Here is a 19,576-nt window from a genome sequence, read left to right on the forward strand (position 1 = left end):
GGTTACTCCGCCGCGGGCTGCTCGCCCTCGGCCGCTACGGGCGCGGCCTCATCCGCCGCACCGGTCTCGTCGGCCCCCTCGGGCCCGTCGACCTCTTCGGCTTCCCGGCCGGCCTCGGCGTTCCGTGCGATGCCGACGACGGCATCGCGCTTGCCCAGGTTGATCAGTTGGACGCCCATGGTGTCACGGCCGGTCTCCCGGACCTCGTTGACCCGCGTTCGGATCACGCCACCGCCGAGCGTGATCGCGAGGATCTCGTCCGACTCCTCGACGACCAGCGCGCCGACCAGCGAACCCCGGTCCTCGACGATCTTGGCGGCCTTGATGCCCAGGCCGCCACGGCCCTGGACACGGTACTCGTCGACCCCGGTGCGCTTGGCGTAGCCGCCGTCGGTCGCCGTGAAGACGAACGTACCGTCCCGGACCACATTCATCGAGAGCAGCTCGTCACCTTCTCGGAAGCTCATGCCCTTCACACCCGACGTGGCCCGGCCCATCGGGCGCAGCGCGTCGTCGGTCGCGGTGAACCGGATCGACTGCGCCTTCTTGCTGATCAGCAGCAGATCGTCGGTGTCCGAGACCAGCTCGGCGCCGATCAGCTCGTCGTCCGTGCCGTCCTCCCGCTCGCGCAGGTTGATCGCGATCACACCGCCGGAGCGGGGCGAGTCGTAGTCCTTGAGCGGGGTCTTCTTGACCAGGCCGGCCTTCGTGGCGAGGACCAGGTACGGCGCCGCCTCGTAGTCGCGGATCGCCAGGATCTGCGCGATCTGCTCGTCCGGCTGGAAGGCCAGCAGATTGGCCACATGCTGGCCCCGCGCGTCCCGCCCGGCGTCCGGGAGCTCGTACGCCTTGGCGCGGTAGACCCGGCCCTTGTTGGTGAAGAACAGCAGCCAGTGGTGGGTGGTGGAGACGAAGAAGTGGTCGACGATGTCGTCTTCCTTGAGCTTGGTGCCCCGGACGCCCTTGCCGCCGCGCTTCTGCGAGCGGTAGTCGTCGGTCTTCGTCCGCTTCACATAGCCGCCACGGGAGATGGTGACGACGATGTCCTCCTCGGCGATCAGGTCCTCGATGGACATGTCGCCCTCGAAGGGCACCAGCTTGCTGCGCCGGTCGTCGCCGAACTTCTCGACGATCGCGGCCAGTTCCTCGCTGATGATCTGGCGCTGCCGCTCCGGGGAGGCCAGGATCGCGTTGTACTCGCTGATCTTGCGCTGGAGCTCGTCGTGCTCGGCGGTGATCTTCTGGCGCTCCAGGGCGGCCAGCCGGCGCAGCTGCATCTCCAGGATCGCGTTCGCCTGGATCTCGTCGATGGTCAGCAGGCCCATCAGGCCCTCGCGGGCGATCTCGACCGTCTCGCTGCGCCGGATCAGCGCGATGACCTCGTCGATGGCGTCCAGCGCCTTGAGCAGACCGCGCAGGATGTGCGCCCGCTCCTCGGCCTTGCGCAGCCGGAACTTCGTCCGGCGGACGATGACCTCGACCTGGTGCGTGACCCAGTTGCGGATGAACGCGTCCAGGGAGAGCGTGCGCGGCACCCCGTCGACCAGCGCGAGCATGTTCGCGCCGAAGTTGGTCTGGAGATCGGTGTGCTTGTAGAGGTTGTTGAGGACGACCTTGGCGACCGCGTCCCGCTTGAGGACGATGACCAGCCGCTGGCCGGTACGCGAGGAGGTCTCGTCGCGGACGTCCGCGATGCCGCCGATCTTGCCGTCCTTGACCAGGTCGGCGATCTTCTGCGCGAGGTTGTCCGGGTTGACCTGGTAGGGCAGCTCGGTGACCACCAGGCACTGGCGGTTCTGGATCTCCTCGACCTCGACCACCGCGCGCATCGTGATGGAGCCGCGGCCGGTGCGGTACGCCTCCTCGATGCCCTTGCGGCCCACCACCAGCGCGCCGGTGGGGAAGTCCGGGCCCTTGATCCGCTCGATCAGCGCGTCCAGCAGCTCCTCGCTGGACGCCTCCGGGTGGGCCAGCGCCCACTGCGCACCGTCCGCGACCTCGCGGAGGTTGTGCGGCGGGATGTTGGTGGCCATACCGACGGCGATACCGGCCGAGCCGTTGATCAGCAGGTTGGGGAAGCGGGACGGCAGGACCGTCGGCTCCTGGTTGCGGCCGTCGTAGTTGTCCTGGAAGTCGACGGTCTCCTCGTCGATGTCCCGGAGCATCTCCATCGACAGCTGGGCCATCTTGCACTCGGTGTACCGCATGGCCGCGGCCGGGTCGTTGCCCGGAGAACCGAAGTTGCCGTTGGAGTCGACCAGCGGCATCCGCATCGACCACGGCTGCGCGAGGCGGACCAGCGCGTCGTAGATGGAGGTGTCGCCGTGCGGGTGGTACGTACCCATGACGTCGCCGACGACGCGGGCGCACTTGTAGAAGCCCTTCTCGGGGCGGTAGCCGCCGTCGTACATCGCGTACAGCACGCGGCGGTGCACCGGCTTGAGGCCGTCGCGCACATCGGGCAGCGCACGCGACACGATGACGGACATCGCGTAGTCGAGGTAGGAGCGCTGCATCTCCGTTTCGAGCCCGACGGGCTCGACGCGCATCCCGACGCCTTCGATGGTGGCGGGCGCGCCCTCGGCGGTCACGCCGTCAGGGGTCACGGGGGGGTTCTCGTCGGCCATGGTGGTTCAAAGTCCTTTCGAGCTGCGGCTGTTGTTCGGGCCGACAGGGCTCAGATGTCGAGGAAGCGGACGTCCTTGGCGTTGCGCTGGATGAACGAGCGGCGTGCCTCGACGTCCTCGCCCATCAGCACGGAGAACAGGTCGTCCGCGCGGGCCGCGTCGTCCAGCGAGACCTGGCCGAGGACACGGTGGTCGGTGTCCATGGTCGTGATGCGCAGCTCCTCGGCGTTCATCTCGCCGAGACCCTTGAACCGCTGGATGGAGTCCTCGCGGATCCGCTTGCCGTTCTGCTTGCCGAGCTCGATCAGCGCGTCCCGCTCGCGGTCGGAGTAGGCGTACTCGAAGTCGTCGCGACCCCACTTGATCTTGTACAGCGGCGGGCGCGAGAGGTAGACGTGCCCGGCCTCGACCAGCGGACGCATGAAGCGGAACAGGAAGGTCAGCAGCAGGGTGTTGATGTGCTGGCCGTCGACATCGGCGTCCGCCATCAGAATGATCTTGTGGTAACGGAGCTTCTCGATGTCGAAGTCCTCGTGGACTCCGGTGCCGAAGGCCGAGATCAGCGCCTGGACCTCGTTGTTCTGGAGGATCTTGTCGACCCGGGCCTTCTCGACGTTGAGGATCTTGCCGCGGATCGGGAGGATCGCCTGGTACTCCGGGTTGCGGCCGGACTTGGCCGAGCCGCCGGCGGAGTCACCCTCGACGATGAAGATCTCGCACTTCGTCGGGTCGTTGGACTGGCAGTCGCTCAGCTTGCCGGGCAGCGACGCCGTCTCCAGCAGCCCCTTGCGGCGGGTCAGATCGCGCGCCTTGCGGGCCGCGACCCGCGCCGTCGCCGCCTGGATGCCCTTGCGGATGATGTCCGCGGCCTCGTTGGGGTTGCGGTCCAGCCAGTCGGTGAGGTGCTCGTGCACGACCTTCTGGACGAAGGTCTTGGCCTCGGTGTTGCCCAGCTTGGTCTTGGTCTGGCCCTCGAACTGCGGCTCGCCGAGCTTGACCGAGATGATCGCCGTCAGACCCTCGCGGATGTCCTCACCCGTGAGGTTGTCGTCCTTCTCGCGCAGCAGCTTCTTGTCGCGGGCGTAGCGGTTGATCAGACCCGTCAGCGCGGCGCGGAAGCCCTCTTCGTGGGTGCCGCCCTCGTGGGTGTGGATGGTGTTCGCGAAGCTGTAGACACCCTCGCTGTACTGGGTGTTCCACTGCATCGCGATCTCGACCGAGAGCATCCGCTCCTTGTCCTCGGCGTCCACCCCGATCACGCTCGGGTGCACCAGCTCGCCCTTGCGCGAGTTCAGGTACTTCACGAAGTCGACGATGCCGCCCTCGTAGTGGTACCGCACCGAGAGCGGGTTGCCGTCCTCGTCCACGTGGTCCGTGCGCTCGTCCTTCAGCGCGATCGTCAGACCCTTGTTGAGGAACGCCATCTCCTGGAAGCGCCGGGACAGCGTCTCGAAGCTGTACTCGGTCGTCTCGAAGATGTCGCCGTCGGCCCAGAACGTGACCGAGGTGCCGGACTCCTCGGTGGCCTCGTGCTTGGCCAGCGGCGCGGTCGGCACACCGAGCTTGTAGTCCTGCGCCCAGCGGTAGCCGTCCCGGCGGACGTCGACGGCCACCCGCGTCGACAGCGCGTTCACGACGGAGACGCCCACGCCGTGCAGACCACCGGAGACCGCGTAACCGCCGCCGCCGAACTTGCCGCCGGCGTGCAGCACCGTCAGCACGACCTCGACGGCCGGCTTGTTCTCGGACGGCACGATGTCGACGGGGATACCGCGGCCGTTGTCGACGACGCGGACACCGCCGTCGGCCAGGATCGTCACGTCGATGGTGTCCGCATGCCCGGCCAGCGCCTCGTCGACCGAGTTGTCCACGACCTCGTACACGAGGTGGTGCAGACCGCGCTCGCCCGTCGAGCCGATGTACATGCCGGGGCGCTTGCGAACCGCGTCCAGGCCTTCGAGGACGGTGATCGCGCTGGCGTCGTACGACTTCTCCACCGAGGAGTCGCCCACGGCACCTGCGGGAACCCCCTCTTCGGTAGAAGCCATGTTGTTCTCGTTGAGGTCGCCGGAGTCGGCCACGAAGCGCCCTTTCTGGCACAGCACGAGCCCTTCCGCACCTGCGGGGAGGACCCCTGGGAAGACAGGCGGGAGCGGCTCGTCGTTCGACATGTTCCGCGAGTGGGCGGGATTGTCCACCAGTCTACCGGTAGCGCGGACACTCATGGGGGTTTGCAGGCGCCTGAGTCGTCATGTGCCGCCCTGAACTGACGTCCGCCGACTCCCCATATGCGAGAAGGGGCCTCAGGACGCTCAAACGGGCACTCAGCGCTTCGGGATGTCAACCACCGGCTACCGTTTACGGAGTCTCATGCGTCACACGTGTTTACAAGCGCCCTACACCCCATCCGGCGCTCGGGCCGTTTCACGTGAAACGGCCCGGACAACGAGGCGGGGGTGGTGTTTCACGTGAAACACCACCCCCGCCTCGCGCCGGGATCTAGCCGTAGGTATCCCCGGGGCCCTTGCTGCCCGGCGCCCGCAGCGGCCCGTACCGGCGCGCGGGGCCACCGGGCCCCAGCACCTTGATCATCTTGACCGTGCCATGGCCCAGGTCCTGGTTCAGCCGGGCCACCAGCTGAGGCGCCAGCAGCCGCAGCTGCGTCGCCCAGGCCGTCGAATCACACTGCACCGTCAGGACGCGGGCATCCTCGTCGTACCTCTGAGGCTCGCAGTGCTGCGCCACCTCGGGCCCCACCAGCTGCGGCCAGCGGCCCATCACCCCGCCGACCGCCGCCGGGGTCTCCCAGCCGCGCTCCGTGATCAGCCGGTTGATCGCCGCACCCAGCGACAGCGGATCGCGGCCGTCCGCCCGCGCGCCCGAACGCAGTCCGCCGCGCCGGGCCTGCTTCTTCTGCTGCACCGCCGCCCCCCGGGCGCGGGCCTGCTCCTTGGCGGCGACCAGCGCCTGACGGGCCAGATCCACACCCGACAACTCCGGCGTCCTGGGGCGCTCCGGCTGCGGTTCGGTCACCGGTCCACCTTCTCCACGGCACCGTCGGACACCGCGTAGCGCGCGCCGACCAGCACCCCCGGTACATCGTCGTCCACCGCCGCCGTCACCAGCACCTGCTCGCCCGGCGCGACCAGCTCCGCCAGCCGCTCCCGGCGCCGCGCATCGAGCTCCGCGAAGACATCGTCGAGAACGAGCACCGGCTCATTGCCCTCGGCCCGCAGCAGCTCGTACGACGCCAGCCGCAGCGCCAGCGCATACGACCAGGACTCGCCGTGGCTGGCATAGCCCTTCGCCGGCAACTGCCCCAGCTTCAGCAGCAGATCGTCGCGGTGCGGCCCGACCAGGGTCACGCCGCGCTCGATCTCGCTCTTGCGGGCCTCGCCCAGTGCCGCCAGCAGCACGCCGTACAGTTCCTCGCGGTTCGACGCGGCGGCCATCGCCTCGCCCGCGGAACCGCGGTACTCCAGCCCCAGCGGACCGCCGCCCGGCGCCAGTTGCTCGTACGCCTTGTCCGCCAGCGGGCGCAGCGTGGCGATCAGATCGAGCCGCTGCGCGAGCAGCTCGGCCCCCGCACGAGCCAGATGCTGGTCCCAGACATCCAGCGTGGACAGATCCATCTGCCGACCGCCGTGCCGACGGGCCAGCGCCGCCGTCTTCAACAAGGTGTTCCGCTGCTTCAGTACGCGGTCGTAGTCGGAGCGCACCCCCGCCATCCGCGGTGAGCGCGCGGTGATCAGCTCGTCCAGGAACCGCCGGCGTTCCCCGGGATCGCCCTTGACCAGCGCGAGATCCTCCGGCGCGAACAGCACGGTCCGTACGATCCCCAGCACATCGCGCGGCCTGACCTGAGACGACCTGTTGATCCTGGCGCGGTTCGCCCTGCCCGGGTTGAGCTCCAGCTCCACCAGCTGCTGCCGCTCGCCCTGGACGACCGCGGCCCGGATGATCGCCCGGTCGGCGCCCATCCGCACCAGCGGCGCGTCCGACGCGACCCGGTGGCTGCCGAGCGTGGCCAGATAGCCGATCGCCTCGACAAGGTTCGTCTTGCCCTGCCCGTTGGGCCCGACAAAAGCCGTGACGCCCGGGTCGAGCGGGACCTCGACCCGGGCGTACGAGCGGAAGTCGGCGAGCGACAGATGCGATACGTGCATAGCTACGCGCCGACCTCCCCCGGCTGCTGAGCTGGTTGCTGCTTACTTCGTGCTCTCGACCGCGTGGCCACCGAACTGGTTGCGCAGCGCGGCGATCATCTTCATCTGCGGGGAGTCTTCCTGGCGCGACGAGAAGCGGGCGAACAGCGACGCCGTGATCGCGGGCAGCGGTACCGCGTTGTCGATGGCGGCTTCCACAGTCCACCGGCCCTCACCGGAGTCCTGTGCATAACCGCGCAGCTTCTCCAGGTGCTCGTCCTCGTCGAGGGCGTTGACGGCCAGGTCCAGCAGCCAGGAGCGGATGACCGTGCCCTCCTGCCAGGAGCGGAAGACCTCGCGCACATCGGTGACCGAGTCGACCGTCTCCAGCAGCTCCCAGCCCTCGGCGTACGCCTGCATCATCGCGTATTCGATGCCGTTGTGGACCATCTTCGCGAAGTGGCCCGCGCCCACCTTGCCGGCGTGGACGGAGCCGAACTCGCCCTCGGGCTTGAGGGCGTCGAAGATCGGCTGGACCTTGGCGACGTTCTCCTTGTCGCCGCCGTACATCAGGGCGTAGCCGTTCTCCAGGCCCCAGACGCCGCCGGAGACGCCGCAGTCCACGAAGCCGATGCCCTTGGCGGCCAGCTCCTCGGCGTGCTTCTCGTCGTCGGTCCAGCGGGAGTTGCCGCCGTCCACGACGATGTCGCCGGGCGAGAGCAGCTCCGCCAGCTCGTCGATCGTCGCCTGGGTGGCGGCACCGGCCGGAACCATGACCCAGACCGCCCGCGGGCCCTTGAGCTTGTCCACAAGCTCCTTGAGGCTGTCCACATCGGCCAGGTCGGGGTTGCGGTCGTATCCGATGACGGTGTGGCCGGCGCGGCGAATGCGCTCGCGCATATTGCCGCCCATCTTGCCGAGACCGACGAGACCGAGCTCCATCAGAGACCCTCTTTGCACGTAGTCGTTGCTGTCGTACCTGAGTCCGAGCCTACGCCCGCGACCCCGTGCACAGCTGTGGGCTCAGCCGCTCATCAGGGCCTGTCAGCCAGTCGGCAGAAGGGCCCTGATGAACGGCGCCGGAGGGGTCAGCCCGAGAGCCGGACAGGCATGATCAGGTACTTGTACGCGTCGTCCGCCTCGGCGTCCTTGGCCGGGCGCCCGCTCAGCAGCGCGGGCTTGGTCGACGTCGTGAACGACAGCTGCGCCACCGGGGAGTCGATCGCCGACAGGCCCTCCAGGAGGAAGCCCGGGTTGAAGGCGATCGAGATGTCGTCGCCGTCCAGGTCGGCGTCCACCCTCTCCACAGCCTGTGCATCGTCGCTGGAGCCGGCCTCCAGGATCAGCACCCCCTGCTCGAAGCTCAGCCGCACCGGGGTGTTCCGCTCGGCGACCAGCGCCACACGCTTGACGGCCTCGACGAACGGGGCGGTCTCGATCACCGCGACCGAATTGAACTCGGTCGGGAAGAGCGTCCGGTACTTCGGCAGGTCGCCTTCCAGCAGACGGGTCGTGGTCCGCCGCCCGGCGCCCTCGAAACCGATCAGTCCCTCGCCCTGCCCGGAGCCGGACAGCGCCAGGGTGACGGTGTCGCCGCTGCTCAGGGACTTGGCGGTGTCCAGCAGCGTCTTGGCCGGCACCAGCGCGACCGCGGAGGCGTCCGGGCTCTCCGGCTTCCACAGGAACTCGCGCACCGCGAAGCGGTAGCGGTCGGTGGAGGCCAGGGTGACGGTGTCGCCCTCGATCTCGATCCGGACGCCGGTGAGCACCGGAAGCGTGTCGTCACGGCCGGCGGCGATGGCCACCTGGGCGGCAGCCGCGGCGAAGACCTCACCGGGAACGGTGCCGGTGGCGGTGGGCATCGCGGGCAGGGACGGGTACTCCTCCACAGGCAGGGTGTGGAGGGTGAAGCGCGAGGAGCCACAGACGACGGTCACTCGTACACCGTCGGTGGAAATCTCCACCGGGCGGTTGGGGAGGGCCCGGCAGATGTCGGCGAGCAGCCGGCCGGAGACGAGGACGGTGCCCTCTTCTTCCACCTCCGCGTCCACCGAGACCCGCGCCGAGACCTCGTAGTCGAAGCCGGAAAGGCTCAGTGCGCCGTCCTCCGCCTTCAGCAGCAGGCCCGCGAGGACGGGCACCGGCGGACGGGCCGGGAGGCTCTTGGCCGCCCAGGCCACTGCCTCCGCGAGTACATCGCGCTCCACCCGGATCTTCACCGGAAACCGCCTCCTGCTGTTGCTGGCTCTCGCCCTGCTGGCTCTTCGTCGTCGGCTGGGTTGCCGGAGTCCAGTCTGACGCACGCCACCGACACTCGGTGCGGCTCGGGGTCAAGTCGGCTCGACCGGTGCCGGGCGCTCCGGAGGCGAGTTGTGCACAGGCCCCGTTTCCGAGCGAATTCCCCGGTAGATATCCGTGGTCGTAGTAGTAGGGCCTGTGGAAACCGTGGACAACTGCCTTTGTGCAGGTCAGCGCGGATTTTTTGTCCACTGCCCCTGTGGGTGGCAACCGTGGATAAGCGGCCTCTTCTGTGGACCGCCCGAAGTTCTGCACACCCGATGCACAGGGCAGGGCTACTTCTCCCCAGTGCCGTCCCCAGGTTTACCCACGTTCCCCACAGCCCAACCCACCACCTTGGTGTGACCGCTTTCACTCGGCGTGGTGAGGCCGGGTGTTGCGTTGCCGAACAGTGGACAGGGGTGTGGAGAAGCTGAGGATCACTGGGGACAACCACGGCTCACCTGTGGGTTGACGGTGGACAAGCTGCCCCCAGCCCTGTGGACGAAATCTCTGTCCACAACCTGTGGATCACGGTTGGCCACAATTCCACACGCTGCTGACCTTGCCCGATGGCCCGTCAGAACACCGGCCTGTGGATCCCACAGGGATAACTTTCCTCTCCCCAGGGTGTGGACGGAAGATTCTCGCCCAATCTGTGGAGAGAGGCCGTGACCAGGCCCGGAATCGAACAGAGACGGCGCGCTCCACAGGTTCGGGACGGTGCCGGACGGTGCCGGACGGTCCCAAAACCGGCTCGGAGCGCTCGCCCGCGGCCATCACGAGGAGCCCACCAGGACCTCGTCGGAGCCTCACGACCGCCGAGGCTCCGCAGCACGTCGTCCCGTACGACGAAGGGCGCCCCGGGAACCGGTCCCGGAGCGCCCTGGGCGCGCCTGTGGCGGCCGGCGGCGAGGGCCGCCCGTCAGCCGTTCTTGATGCGGTTGGTCAGCTCGGTGACCTGGTTGTAGATGGAGCGCCGCTCGGCCATCAGCGCGCGGATCTTGCGATCGGCGTGCATCACGGTCGTGTGGTCGCGCCCGCCGAACTGCGCGCCGATCTTCGGCAGCGAGAGGTCGGTCAGCTCCCGGCACAGGTACATCGCGATCTGGCGGGCCGTCACCAGCACCCGGCTGCGCGAGGAGCCGCACAGGTCGTCGATGGTCAGCCCGAAGTAGTCGGCGGTCGACGCCATGATCGCCGTCGCGGTGATCTCCGGCGCAGCGTCCTCGCCCCCGGGAATCAGGTCCTTCAGGACGATCTCGGTGAGTCCGAGGTCCACCGGTTGCCGGTTCAGCGAGGCGAACGCGGTGACCCGGATCAGCGCGCCCTCCAGTTCGCGGATGTTGCGCGAGATCCGGGAGGCGATGAACTCCAGCACCTCCGGCGGGGCGTTGAGCTGTTCCTGCACCGCCTTCTTGCGGAGAATCGCGATCCGGGTCTCCAGCTCGGGCGGCTGGACGTCGGTGATCAGACCCCACTCGAAGCGGTTGCGCAGCCGGTCCTCCAGGGTGACCAGCTGCTTGGGCGGCCGGTCACTGGAGAGCACGATCTGCTTGTTCGCGTTGTGCAGCGTGTTGAAGGTGTGGAAGAACTCCTCCTGCGTCGACTCCTTGCTCGCCAGGAACTGGATGTCGTCGACGAGCAGGATGTCCATGTCCCGGTAGCGCTTGCGGAACGCGTCCGCCTTGCCGTCGCGGATGGAGTTGATGAACTCGTTGGTGAACTCCTCCGAGCTCACATAGCGCACCCGGGTGCCGGGATACAGGCTGCGCGCGTAGTGCCCGATGGCGTGCAGCAGGTGGGTCTTGCCCAGCCCCGACTCCCCGTAGATGAACAGCGGGTTGTACGCCTTGGCCGGCGCCTCGGCGACCGCGACCGCCGCGGCGTGCGCGAAGCGGTTGGACGCGCCGATGACGAAGGTGTCGAAGAGGTACTTCGGGTTCAGCCGCGCGGTCGGCTCCCCGGGGCCGGTCGCCGGCGCGGGCTGCGCGGCGAGCGGGCCGGGCGCGCCACTGGGCGCGGGCAGGGGGCCGCCGGGGCCGCCCGGCCGGCCGTTGGGACCGGGCGGCGGGAGCTCGGAGTGATCACGGCGCTGCTGGTCATAAGGGGAGCGCGGACCGTCGCCGTGCCGCGGCGGCCCGCTGCGGTCGGGCGCCTGCGCGCGGTAGTCGTTCTGGTGCTGCTGGTGCTGCTGGTGCTGCTGGAGGTGCGGCGGCTGCGGGGAGGGGTACGGCTCGCGCCACTGCTCCGCGGACGGGTCGCGGTCGGGGTAGCCGCTGAGGTGCTGCTGCTGCCAGCCGTACTCCTCGCGTGGACCGACCGCGTCGATGGCGGAGTGCTGCGGCCAGGCCCCGGGCTCGTGCCGGGGCTGCGGGTAATCGGGATACGCGGGGCGGACCGACGGCAGGTCGTCGCCCTGGTGCCCGTAGCCCCGGCGGGTCTCGTGCCGCCCGTCGTAGCCGTCGTACGCATCGTGCTGCGGCTGCTGGTGCTGGTGCGGCTGCTGGTGTTGCGGCTGCTGCGGCGCGGGGGGCGCGGACTGCTGGGCCGGAGGCTCCTCGGAGGAGTCGTCGACGGTGATCGCGATCCGGATCGACCGGCCGCACTCATGGCTGAGCGCTTCCCCGATCAGCGGTGCCAGCCGGCCTTCGAGGACGCCCTTGGCGAATTCGTTGGGCACGGCGAGCAGCGCGGTGTCGGCGACCAGCGCCAGCGGCTGGGTGCGCTTGAGCCAGTCCTGGTCCTTGGGCTTGAGGCCGTCGGCCTCGGCCCGGAGCAGATGATCGAGTACGCGTGGCCACACTGCGGCAAGATCGGCAGGTACATCAGCCACAGGGCACGCTCTCTCACAGTCCCACGAATGTGTGATTCTCAGGACGGGCGGGAAGGAATCGGAGTTCAGTCACGGTAGTCAGGGCGGGCCTGGGGATTCAAGTTGTTGTCCACAGGCTGTGCATAGTGTGTCCTGGCGAGGGGCGTCCGCGCTGCCATAGAGCCGGTTTGACCGGATGGCGTAGCCGCGCGTACCGTGACCAGGTCGAGTTGTCGATGGCTGCTGCCGCCTGCCTCCGATGGGCAAAGATCGCGCTCCAGTGATCGTGTAGCGGTGCACTTAGGCGTTGCGAGCTACTCGTGGGCGCACGGTGACAGCCAGTCGACGCCCCACATCTGTCTCGCCAGAGACAACAAGGATTCCTGGAGCCCCCGAGTGAGCAAGCGCACCTTCCAGCCGAACAACCGCCGTCGTGCGAAGACCCACGGCTTCCGCCTGCGCATGCGGACCCGTGCCGGCCGCGCGATCCTCGCGTCCCGCCGTGGCAAGGGTCGCGCCCGCCTGTCTGCCTGAGCAGCCTGACCCTAGGTCCATGACGTGCTGCCTACCGAGCATCGGCTGAGGCGGCGCGAGGACTTTGCGACCGCGGTACGCCGGGGACGCAGGGCCGGGCGCCCGCTCCTTGTCGTTCATTTTCGTAGCGGTGCAACGGACCCGCACGCAGCGGGGGAATGCGTTCCCCCGGCGCGTGCGGGTTTCGTCGTCAGCAAGGCCGTTGGCATCGCCGTCGTTCGCAACAAGGTCAAGCGGAGGCTTCGCCATCTCATGCGCTACCGGCTGGACCGGCTGCCCGCCGGTAGCCTGGTTGTCGTACGGGCCCTGCCCGGCGCGGGTGACGCGGATCACGACCAGCTGGCCCGCGACCTGGACGCCGCGCTCGCGCGGCTGCTGGGAGAGGTGCCGAAAGGTGGCAATCCCCCGGGAGCTGTGACCGACGGCGGCTCCGCCGCGGGCCCCCGGAACCCCGGACGGGACCCGGGAGGGAGCGCACAGTGAAGTACCCGCTGCTGCTTTTGATCAAGATTTACCAGTGGACCATCAGCCCCCTGCTGGGGCCGGTCTGCAAGTACTACCCGTCGTGCTCGCACTATGGCTATACGGCCATCGACCGGCACGGCGCGGTGAAAGGGACTGCGCTCACGGCCTGGCGCATCCTGCGGTGCAACCCGTGGTCGCTCGGTGGCGTCGACCACGTCCCTCCCCGGAAGCGTCCGGTTTGGCATCAGCGGCTGAGGAGCCGCCTGGGCGGGCCCACCGTCCCTGAGCCTGTCGCCCAGCCCGAGACTCAGCCCAACGCCCAAGGAGCCTGATTCGTGGACACGATCCTCGGTCCTCTCTATTACGCAGTTTCCTGGATCATCGTCCAGTTCCACTCGTTCTACAGCCTCGTCTTTGACCGGGACAGTGGAGCTGCGTGGGGTCTGTCCATCGTTTCGCTGGTGGTGCTGATCCGTGTCTGCCTGATCCCGCTCTTCGTGAAGCAGATCAAGTCGACGCGGAACATGCAGGCGCTCCAGCCGAAGATGAAGGCGATCCAGGAGCGCTACAAGAGCGACAAGCAGCGCCAGTCCGAAGAGATGATGAAGCTCTACAAGGAGACGGGCACCAACCCGCTCTCGAGCTGTCTCCCGATTCTGGCCCAGTCGCCGTTCTTCATCTCGCTGTACCAGGTTCTCAGCCACATCGCCCAGAACAAGACGGTCGGCTTCATCGACCCGACGCTGCTGGCGAGCGCGCAGAAGGCGCACATCTTCGGTGCCCCGCTCGCGGCGAAGTTCATGGACAGCGCGGCGAAGATCCAGAGCCTCGGCGCTTCGGTGACCGACGTCCGTGTCGTCACGATCATCATGATCGTCCTGATGTCGGCGTCGCAGTTCTACACCCAGCGCCAGCTGATGACCAAGAACGTCGACCTCACGGTGAAGACGCCGTTCATGCAGCAGCAGAAGATGCTGATGTACGTCTTCCCGGTCATGTTCGCCGTCTTCGGTATCAACTTCCCCGTCGGTGTGCTCGTCTACTGGCTGACCACCAACGTGTGGACCATGGGTCAGCAGATGTTCGTCATCCGCCGTAACCCCACCCCGGGCAGCAAGGCGTTCACCGAGCGCCAGGAGCGGCTGCGCGCCGCGGGCAAGCTCGTCGAGAGCCCCGCCGAGATCGAGGCGAAGCAGGCCGCCGAGGAGGCCCGCCAGAACCGCCAGCAGCCCAAGCGTCAGACGAAGGCCAAGCGGCAGTCCGGCACGGGTGCGCCGACGGGTGGCGCGCAGAACCGTACGCGTGCCGGCTCGGCGTCGGGTGGTACGGCGGCCGGCTCCTCGAAGGCGTCCGCGCAGGACGGTGAGGGGACCGGCGAGACGCCCGCCAAGGGCGGCTCCGCCTCCGGATCCCGTACCGCCAAGTCCGGGCAGCGCAAGGGCCAGCAGCGCCCCAAGCACCCGTCCAAGAAGTAAGAAGGAGTCCTTACGTGACGGACACGACCCCTGCCGCCAAGGGCACCGACACCCTGACCCGCCTGGAGCAGGAAGGCGAGATCGCGGCCGACTACCTGGAAGGTCTGCTGGACATCGCGGACCTCGACGGTGACATCGACATGGATGTCGAGGCGGACCGCGCCGCGGTGTCGATCATCAGCGACTCGACCAGCCGCGATCTCCAGAAGCTGGTGGGACGGGACGGCGAGGTGCTGGAGGCGCTCCAGGAGCTGACGCGGCTGGCAGTGCACCGCGAGACCGGTGACCGCAGCCGTCTGATGCTGGACATCGCTGGCTTCCGGGCGCGTAAGCGCGAGGAGCTCACCAAGATCGGCGCGAACGCGGCGGCGGAGGCCAAGAGCACGGGGCAGCCGGTGAAGCTGGACCCGATGACGCCGTTCGAGCGCAAGGTCGTGCATGACGCGGTGGCCGCGGCCGGACTGCGGAGCGAGTCCGAGGGCGAGGAGCCGCAGCGCTGCGTGGTTGTCCTCCCGGCCTGATCGCTTCGCGCTCAGTCTTTCTTTGGCCCCGTCTGCTCGCAGGCGGGGCCAAAAGTTGTCAGCCTTCTGTGTGTCCCCGGGAACAGCCCGGGGACCCGGCAGGAAAAGCAGTCCAGAGGAAGGGCGGTTCCCGTGACGGAGGCAGCAGCGGAGCTCCCTCCCGCGCCGAAAGCGGCGCAGGAGGTATTCGGCGAGCGCTTTCCTGAGGCCGTACGGTACGGCGAACTGCTCGCCGACGCGGGTGTGAAGCGCGGACTGATCGGCCCACGCGAGGTTCCGAGGCTGTGGGAGCGGCACCTGCTGAACTGCGCGGTGCTCTCCGAGGTCGTTCCCGAGGGCGTCTCGGTCTGCGATGTGGGCTCGGGGGCCGGCCTGCCCGGTATCCCGCTGGCCCTGGTGCGACCGGACCTGAAGATCACGCTCCTGGAGCCACTGCTGCGGCGGACGAACTTCCTTCAGGAAGTGGTCGAGCTGCTCGGGCTGGACCATGTCACGGTCGTCCGGGGCCGGGCCGAAGAGGTCATGGGCAAGCTTCCGCAGGTGCATGTGGTGACCGCGCGGGCGGTCGCGCCGCTGGATCGGCTGGCCGGCTGGGGTGTTCCGCTGCTGCGTCCGTACGGCGAGATGCTGGCGCTCAAGGGCGACACCGCGGAGGAGGAGCTCAAGGCGGCCCGTGCGGCGCTGAGCAAGCTTGGTGTGGTCGAGACCTCGGTCGTGCAGGTGGGCGAGGGCGTGGTGGATCCGCCGTCGACCGTGGTGCGGGTCAAGGTGGGCGAGAGCCCCGGCGGGGTGCGCTTCGCCGCGAAGAGGGCGAAGGCGGCGCGTGTCAGCCGTGGGGCGAGGGGCCGCCGGCGCTGATGCCCTGACGCCGGAGAGGTCCCGGCCGGCTGCAATGCGGTGGGCGCGGCTATCCGCGAAATAGCGGATAGGGCGAATTCCGCAAGCGCCATAAAAAGCCACAAGACGGAGTGTCGCGACTTAATCGGACGCGGCGCTGGCATCGTGTTTCACGTGAAACGTCGTTCTCTGCTGCAAGGGATCATCGGCCGTGGTCGTGCGGCTGCCGCGCCGCACGACCGGAAACCCGCAAGGGTCACGAAAGTATCCACAGATGTGGATTCATCCACAGGAGAACGGACCTCACTGGTTCACGGTGCCGAAAGCATGGCAGGCTCTGACCATTGCGAGCCTGATGTCGAGGAGAGTGAATCCTTGCGGTCCGACGCCAACATCGCGGGACCGATGACCGATCCGGTCCCCGGTCCCCGTAGCGAGTCGTTCGGGGACGACGTTTCACGTGAAACGCCGCCCCCGATGGACAACACCCCGATCGGTCGTGCAGCTCAGCTGGCGGTAGAGGCAATTGGCCGCGGGGGTGAGGCGCTGCCCCGACCTGAACAGACCCGGGTCATGGTGGTCGCCAACCAGAAGGGTGGGGTCGGTAAGACCACCACCACGGTGAACCTGGCGGCCTCACTGGCGCTGCACGGGGCCCGGGTTCTGGTCATAGACCTCGACCCCCAGGGCAACGCATCGACGGCTCTGGGTATCGACCACCACGCCGAAGTGCCGTCCATCTACGACGTGCTGGTCGAGAGCAAGCCACTCTCGGACGTGGTGCAGCCGGTGGTGGAAGTGGAGGGCCTCTTCTGCGCCCCCGCCACAATCGATCTGGCCGGCGCCGAGATCGAGCTGGTGTCACTGGTCGCGCGCGAGAGCCGGCTGGACCGTGCCATCAAGGCGTATGAGCAGCCGCTGGACTACATCCTCATCGACTGTCCGCCCTCGCTCGGCCTGCTGACCGTGAACGCTCTGGTCGCCGGCGCCGAGGTCCTGATCCCGATTCAGTGCGAGTACTACGCGCTGGAGGGCCTGGGGCAGCTGCTGCGGAACGTCGATCTGGTGCGAGGGCATCTCAACCCCAAGCTCCACGTCTCGACGATTCTGCTCACGATGTACGACGGACGTACCCGGCTCGCGTCGCAGGTCGCCGATGAGGTGCGCAGCCACTTCGGCAGCGAGGTGCTCCGTACGAGCATCCCCCGATCGGTGCGCATCTCCGAGGCACCCAGTTACGGGCAGACGGTGCTCACCTATGACCCGGGATCCAGTGGCGCGCTCTCGTATCTCGAAGCGGCCAGAGAGATCGCGTTGCGTGGCGCTCCGCAGACCGGGGGCCAGGGCCTGAGTGTGAACTATGAAGCACAGCACAGCATCTCGGAGGGGACTCAGTGAGCGAACGACGTAGAGGGCTGGGCCGTGGGCTCGGTGCGCTGATCCCCGCGGCACCGCAGAGCACGGACCATGCCGGGCCCGCGGTGGGACGAGGAGCGACGTCACCGTCGTCCGTACCGGTTCTGGCCCCGGATCGAGGAGTAGCGGCTGCCAAGGTCGCTTCGCTGCCGACGCCCGGTGTTTCACGTGAAACAGGGGCACCGGACGAGGCGGAGAAGACCGCGGAGTCTGTGTCAGAGGTAGCTGGTGCCCACTTCGCAGAGGTGCCGCTGGACGCGATCCGGCCGAACCCGCGGCAGCCGCGTGAGGTCTTCGACGAGGATGCTCTCGCCGAACTGGTCACCTCCATCAAGGAGGTAGGGCTGCTCCAGCCGGTGGTGGTTCGTCAGACGGCGCCCGGAAGCTACGAGCTCATCATGGGCGAGCGGCGCTGGCGGGCATCCCGTGAGGCCGGGCTGGACAAGATTCCCGCCATCGTGCGGGCCACGGACGACGAGCGGCTGCTGCTCGATGCGCTTCTGGAGAATCTGCACCGGGCTCAGCTCAACCCGCTGGAAGAGGCCGCCGCCTACGACCAGTTGCTGAAGGACTTCAAGTGCACGCATGACGAGCTGGCCGACCGGATCGGACGTTCGCGTCCGCAGGTCTCCAACACGCTGCGGCTGCTGAAGCTGTCGCCGGCCGTGCAGAAGCGGCTCGCGGCAGGGGTGCTCTCCGCGGGACATGCTCGTGCCCTGCTGTCTCTGGAGGACTCGGAAGAGCAGGACCAGCTCGCGCGCCGGATCGTGGCGGAGGGGCTGTCGGTCCGCTCGGTCGAGGAGATCGTGACGCTCATGGGCTCGGACCCGAAGGGCGCGAGCAAGGCGAAGGGGCCGCGGGCAGGCGCCCGGGTGTCTCCCGCGCTCACCGGTCTTGCCTCTCGGCTGTCCGATCGCTTCGAGACCCGAGTGAAGGTCGACCTCGGCCAGAAGAAGGGAAAGATCGTCGTCGAGTTTGCCTCGATGGACGATCTGGAGCGGATCCTCGGCACCCTCGCCCCCGGTGAGGGACCGGTACTGGGAAAGTCGCTGTCCGAGGAGAGCGACGAAGAAGAGTGAGCTGATCCGTTCGGCTCCAGGGCGGGCCGTGTTCCGGAGTGGATACCGGAACACGGCCCGCCCTTTGCTTTCCGGCAGTACCCGTGCCCGTAAAGGGTAGATACGATGCGATCGGGTATGGCACGCATCCACGTGGAGAGACCTCACACCGAGGAGAGGGCCATGCGATCAGTGAGCCGCACCGGACTGCTGGCGGCGGGATTCGGCCTCGCAGCCATCGGAGGGTTCGTTGGTGGTCTGCTCAGGGAGCAGGCGGCGCTGAGCGCGCTGCGTGGTGCGGCAGGCGAGGGAAGCGAGGACCTGGTTCCATGGGCCGTCGGCTCGTACCGCTTACGCTGGACAACCTTCCAGATCTCCCAAAACGCTGCCGCGCCTGCGTCTTCTGGGAGCTCGACCCCGTCAGCGGCGAAGCCGCGGTAAAGGCGGGTCGGCCGGAGCTGGAGAAGGAAGCCTGGATCTCGGCGGTACTCCTGGAGTGGGGGTCCTGCGGGCGCGTCGTCTATGTCGATGAGGTGCCGGCGGGGTTCGTCATGTATGCCCCGCCGGCGTATGTGCCGCGCTCTCTGGCCTTCCCCACCAGTCCGGTGTCGCCGGACGCCGTGCAACTGCTGACGGCGTGGCTGACGCCCGGTTACCAGGGGCAAGGGCTGGGCCGGGTGATGGTGCAGACGGTTGCCAAGGATCTGATTCAGCGCGGCTTCAAGGCCATTGAGGCGTTCGGCGATGCCCGCTGGACCGAACCGGCCTGTGTGCTGCCCGCCGATCATCTCCTCGCAGTGGGCTTCAAGACGGTCCGCCCCCATCACCGCTTTCCGCGGCTGCGGCTCGAACTGCGGACCACGATCTCGTGGAAGGAAGATGTGGAGCTGGCGTTGGACCGTCTGCTCGGTGCGGTCCAGAAGGAGCCTGCCCTCCGGCCGCTCTGAGACGGTCTGAGCGTCGCGTTTCACGTGAAACAGGCCCGCCCCCATGGAGGGGGCGGGCCTGTTTCACGTGAAACGCGACGGCGTACCTCAGGCGAGGTAGTCCGCGAGGTCGCGCTCGATCGCGGCCTTCGGCTTGGCGCCGACGATGGTCTTGACGACCTCGCCATCCTTGTAGACGTTCATGGTCGGGATGGACATGACGCCGTACTTGGCGGTGGTCGCCGGGTTCTCGTCAGTGTTCAGCTTCGCGATGACGATCTCGTCGTGCTCGGCGGCAATGGCCTCCAGGGACGGGGCGATCTGGCGGCACGGACCGCACCAGGTGGCCCAGAAGTCCACGAGGACGGGCTTGTCGCTCTTGAGGACGACCTCTTCGAAGTTGTCGTCCGTCACGGTCACCGTGGCGCCGGCCATGGCTATCTCCTTCATGCGGTGGGTGGTGGGAAAGCTGGGAGTGGG

General features: G+C 68.1%; 16 protein-coding genes and 1 pseudogene. 9 read left to right on the forward strand and 8 right to left on the reverse strand.

All coding sequences use genetic code 11. From position 1 onward, the window contains the following. Window positions 1-2 precede the first annotated feature (2 nt). From gyrA to dnaA, 7 genes are all read right to left on the reverse strand, one after another. A complete protein-coding gene (gene gyrA / locus IEZ17_RS25980) occupies window positions 3-2,627 on the reverse strand; it encodes a DNA gyrase subunit A (RefSeq protein ID WP_189304106.1) in 2,625 nt (874 codons plus the stop codon). Between the two features lie 50 nt (window positions 2,628-2,677). Further along, the gene (gene gyrB, locus IEZ17_RS25985) at window positions 2,678-4,675 is read right to left on the reverse strand and encodes a DNA topoisomerase (ATP-hydrolyzing) subunit B (protein WP_229852653.1); all 1,998 of its coding nucleotides are present in this window, start codon (window positions 4,673-4,675) and stop codon (window positions 2,678-2,680) included. Window positions 4,676-5,126: 451 nt separating this feature from the next. Further along, the gene (locus IEZ17_RS25990) at window positions 5,127-5,660 is read right to left on the reverse strand and encodes a DciA family protein (protein WP_189304108.1); all 534 of its coding nucleotides are present in this window, start codon (window positions 5,658-5,660) and stop codon (window positions 5,127-5,129) included. Further along, the gene (recF, locus tag IEZ17_RS25995; RefSeq protein ID WP_189304110.1) at window positions 5,657-6,793 is read right to left on the reverse strand and encodes a DNA replication/repair protein RecF; all 1,137 of its coding nucleotides are present in this window, start codon (window positions 6,791-6,793) and stop codon (window positions 5,657-5,659) included. Before recF ends, IEZ17_RS25990 begins: the two co-directional genes overlap by 4 nt. A 42-nt stretch (window positions 6,794-6,835) precedes the next feature. Next, window positions 6,836-7,714, reverse strand: coding sequence for a phosphogluconate dehydrogenase (NAD(+)-dependent, decarboxylating) (gnd, locus tag IEZ17_RS26000; protein ID WP_189304112.1), 879 nt, complete (start codon window positions 7,712-7,714; stop codon window positions 6,836-6,838). Between the two features lie 146 nt (window positions 7,715-7,860). Continuing rightward, window positions 7,861-8,991, reverse strand: a complete 1,131-nt coding sequence (gene dnaN, locus IEZ17_RS26005) for a DNA polymerase III subunit beta (protein WP_189304114.1) — start codon at window positions 8,989-8,991, stop codon at window positions 7,861-7,863. Between the two features lie 983 nt (window positions 8,992-9,974). Beyond that, a complete protein-coding gene (dnaA, locus tag IEZ17_RS26010; protein ID WP_189304116.1) occupies window positions 9,975-11,885 on the reverse strand; it encodes a chromosomal replication initiator protein DnaA in 1,911 nt (636 codons plus the stop codon). A 375-nt stretch (window positions 11,886-12,260) separates the two neighbouring features. Here dnaA and rpmH point away from each other — a divergent pair, with 375 nt between their 5' ends. From rpmH to IEZ17_RS26055, 9 genes and pseudogenes are all read left to right on the forward strand, one after another. Continuing rightward, complete coding sequence (rpmH, locus tag IEZ17_RS26015; RefSeq protein ID WP_003949374.1) at window positions 12,261-12,398, forward strand: 50S ribosomal protein L34; 138 nt, start codon at window positions 12,261-12,263, stop codon at window positions 12,396-12,398. A gap of 24 nt (window positions 12,399-12,422) precedes the next feature. Beyond that, a pseudogene (gene rnpA, locus IEZ17_RS26020) lies at window positions 12,423-12,779 on the forward strand (ribonuclease P protein component); the annotation flags it as partial. A 98-nt stretch (window positions 12,780-12,877) separates the two neighbouring features. Beyond that, a complete protein-coding gene (yidD, locus tag IEZ17_RS26025) occupies window positions 12,878-13,195 on the forward strand; it encodes a membrane protein insertion efficiency factor YidD (protein ID WP_006604423.1) in 318 nt (105 codons plus the stop codon). Window positions 13,196-13,198: 3 nt separating this feature from the next. After that, the gene (yidC, locus tag IEZ17_RS26030; protein WP_189304119.1) at window positions 13,199-14,338 is read left to right on the forward strand and encodes a membrane protein insertase YidC; all 1,140 of its coding nucleotides are present in this window, start codon (window positions 13,199-13,201) and stop codon (window positions 14,336-14,338) included. A 14-nt stretch (window positions 14,339-14,352) separates the two neighbouring features. Then, complete coding sequence (locus IEZ17_RS26035) at window positions 14,353-14,859, forward strand: Jag family protein (protein ID WP_189304121.1); 507 nt, start codon at window positions 14,353-14,355, stop codon at window positions 14,857-14,859. Window positions 14,860-14,991: 132 nt separating this feature from the next. Then, on the forward strand, window positions 14,992-15,717 hold the full coding sequence (gene rsmG / locus IEZ17_RS26040; RefSeq protein WP_189304123.1) for a 16S rRNA (guanine(527)-N(7))-methyltransferase RsmG: 726 nt from the start codon (window positions 14,992-14,994) through the stop codon (window positions 15,715-15,717). Window positions 15,718-16,023: 306 nt separating this feature from the next. Beyond that, on the forward strand, window positions 16,024-17,094 hold the full coding sequence (locus tag IEZ17_RS26045; protein ID WP_159509548.1) for an AAA family ATPase: 1,071 nt from the start codon (window positions 16,024-16,026) through the stop codon (window positions 17,092-17,094). Next, window positions 17,091-18,191 carry a ParB/RepB/Spo0J family partition protein gene (locus tag IEZ17_RS26050; protein WP_189304124.1) on the forward strand — a complete coding sequence of 367 codons (1,101 nt, stop codon included), beginning with the start codon at window positions 17,091-17,093 and terminating at the stop codon, window positions 18,189-18,191. The genes IEZ17_RS26045 and IEZ17_RS26050 overlap by 4 nt, the downstream gene beginning before the upstream one ends. A 308-nt stretch (window positions 18,192-18,499) precedes the next feature. Then, window positions 18,500-19,117, forward strand: coding sequence for a GNAT family N-acetyltransferase (locus tag IEZ17_RS26055; protein WP_189304126.1), 618 nt, complete (start codon window positions 18,500-18,502; stop codon window positions 19,115-19,117). An 87-nt stretch (window positions 19,118-19,204) separates the two neighbouring features. Here the strand turns inward: IEZ17_RS26055 and trxA are convergent, their stop codons facing one another. Further along, complete coding sequence (gene trxA, locus IEZ17_RS26060; protein WP_373299937.1) at window positions 19,205-19,546, reverse strand: thioredoxin; 342 nt, start codon at window positions 19,544-19,546, stop codon at window positions 19,205-19,207. Window positions 19,547-19,576 lie beyond the last annotated feature (30 nt).

Source organism: Streptomyces albospinus (assembly GCF_014648695.1).
Taxonomy (GTDB): Bacteria; Actinomycetota; Actinomycetes; order Streptomycetales; family Streptomycetaceae; genus Streptomyces; species Streptomyces albospinus.

What these genes read in the sequence shown, in the direction of transcription:
- gyrB (WP_229852653.1), bottom strand. Translation starts at nt 4,675, where the DNA reads ATGGCTTCTACCGAAGAGGGGGTTCCCGCAGGTGCCGTGGGCGACTCC.
- gnd (WP_189304112.1), bottom strand. Translation starts at nt 7,714, where the DNA reads ATGGAGCTCGGTCTCGTCGGTCTCGGCAAGATGGGCGGCAATATGCGC.
- trxA (WP_373299937.1), bottom strand. Translation starts at nt 19,546, where the DNA reads ATGAAGGAGATAGCCATGGCCGGCGCCACGGTGACCGTGACGGACGAC.
- IEZ17_RS26055 (WP_189304126.1), top strand. Translation starts at nt 18,500, where the DNA reads ATGGGCCGTCGGCTCGTACCGCTTACGCTGGACAACCTTCCAGATCTC.
- gyrA (WP_189304106.1), bottom strand. Translation starts at nt 2,627, where the DNA reads ATGGCCGACGAGAACCCCCCCGTGACCCCTGACGGCGTGACCGCCGAG.
- recF (WP_189304110.1), bottom strand. Translation starts at nt 6,793, where the DNA reads ATGCACGTATCGCATCTGTCGCTCGCCGACTTCCGCTCGTACGCCCGG.
- IEZ17_RS26045 (WP_159509548.1), top strand. Translation starts at nt 16,024, where the DNA reads ATGGCAGGCTCTGACCATTGCGAGCCTGATGTCGAGGAGAGTGAATCC.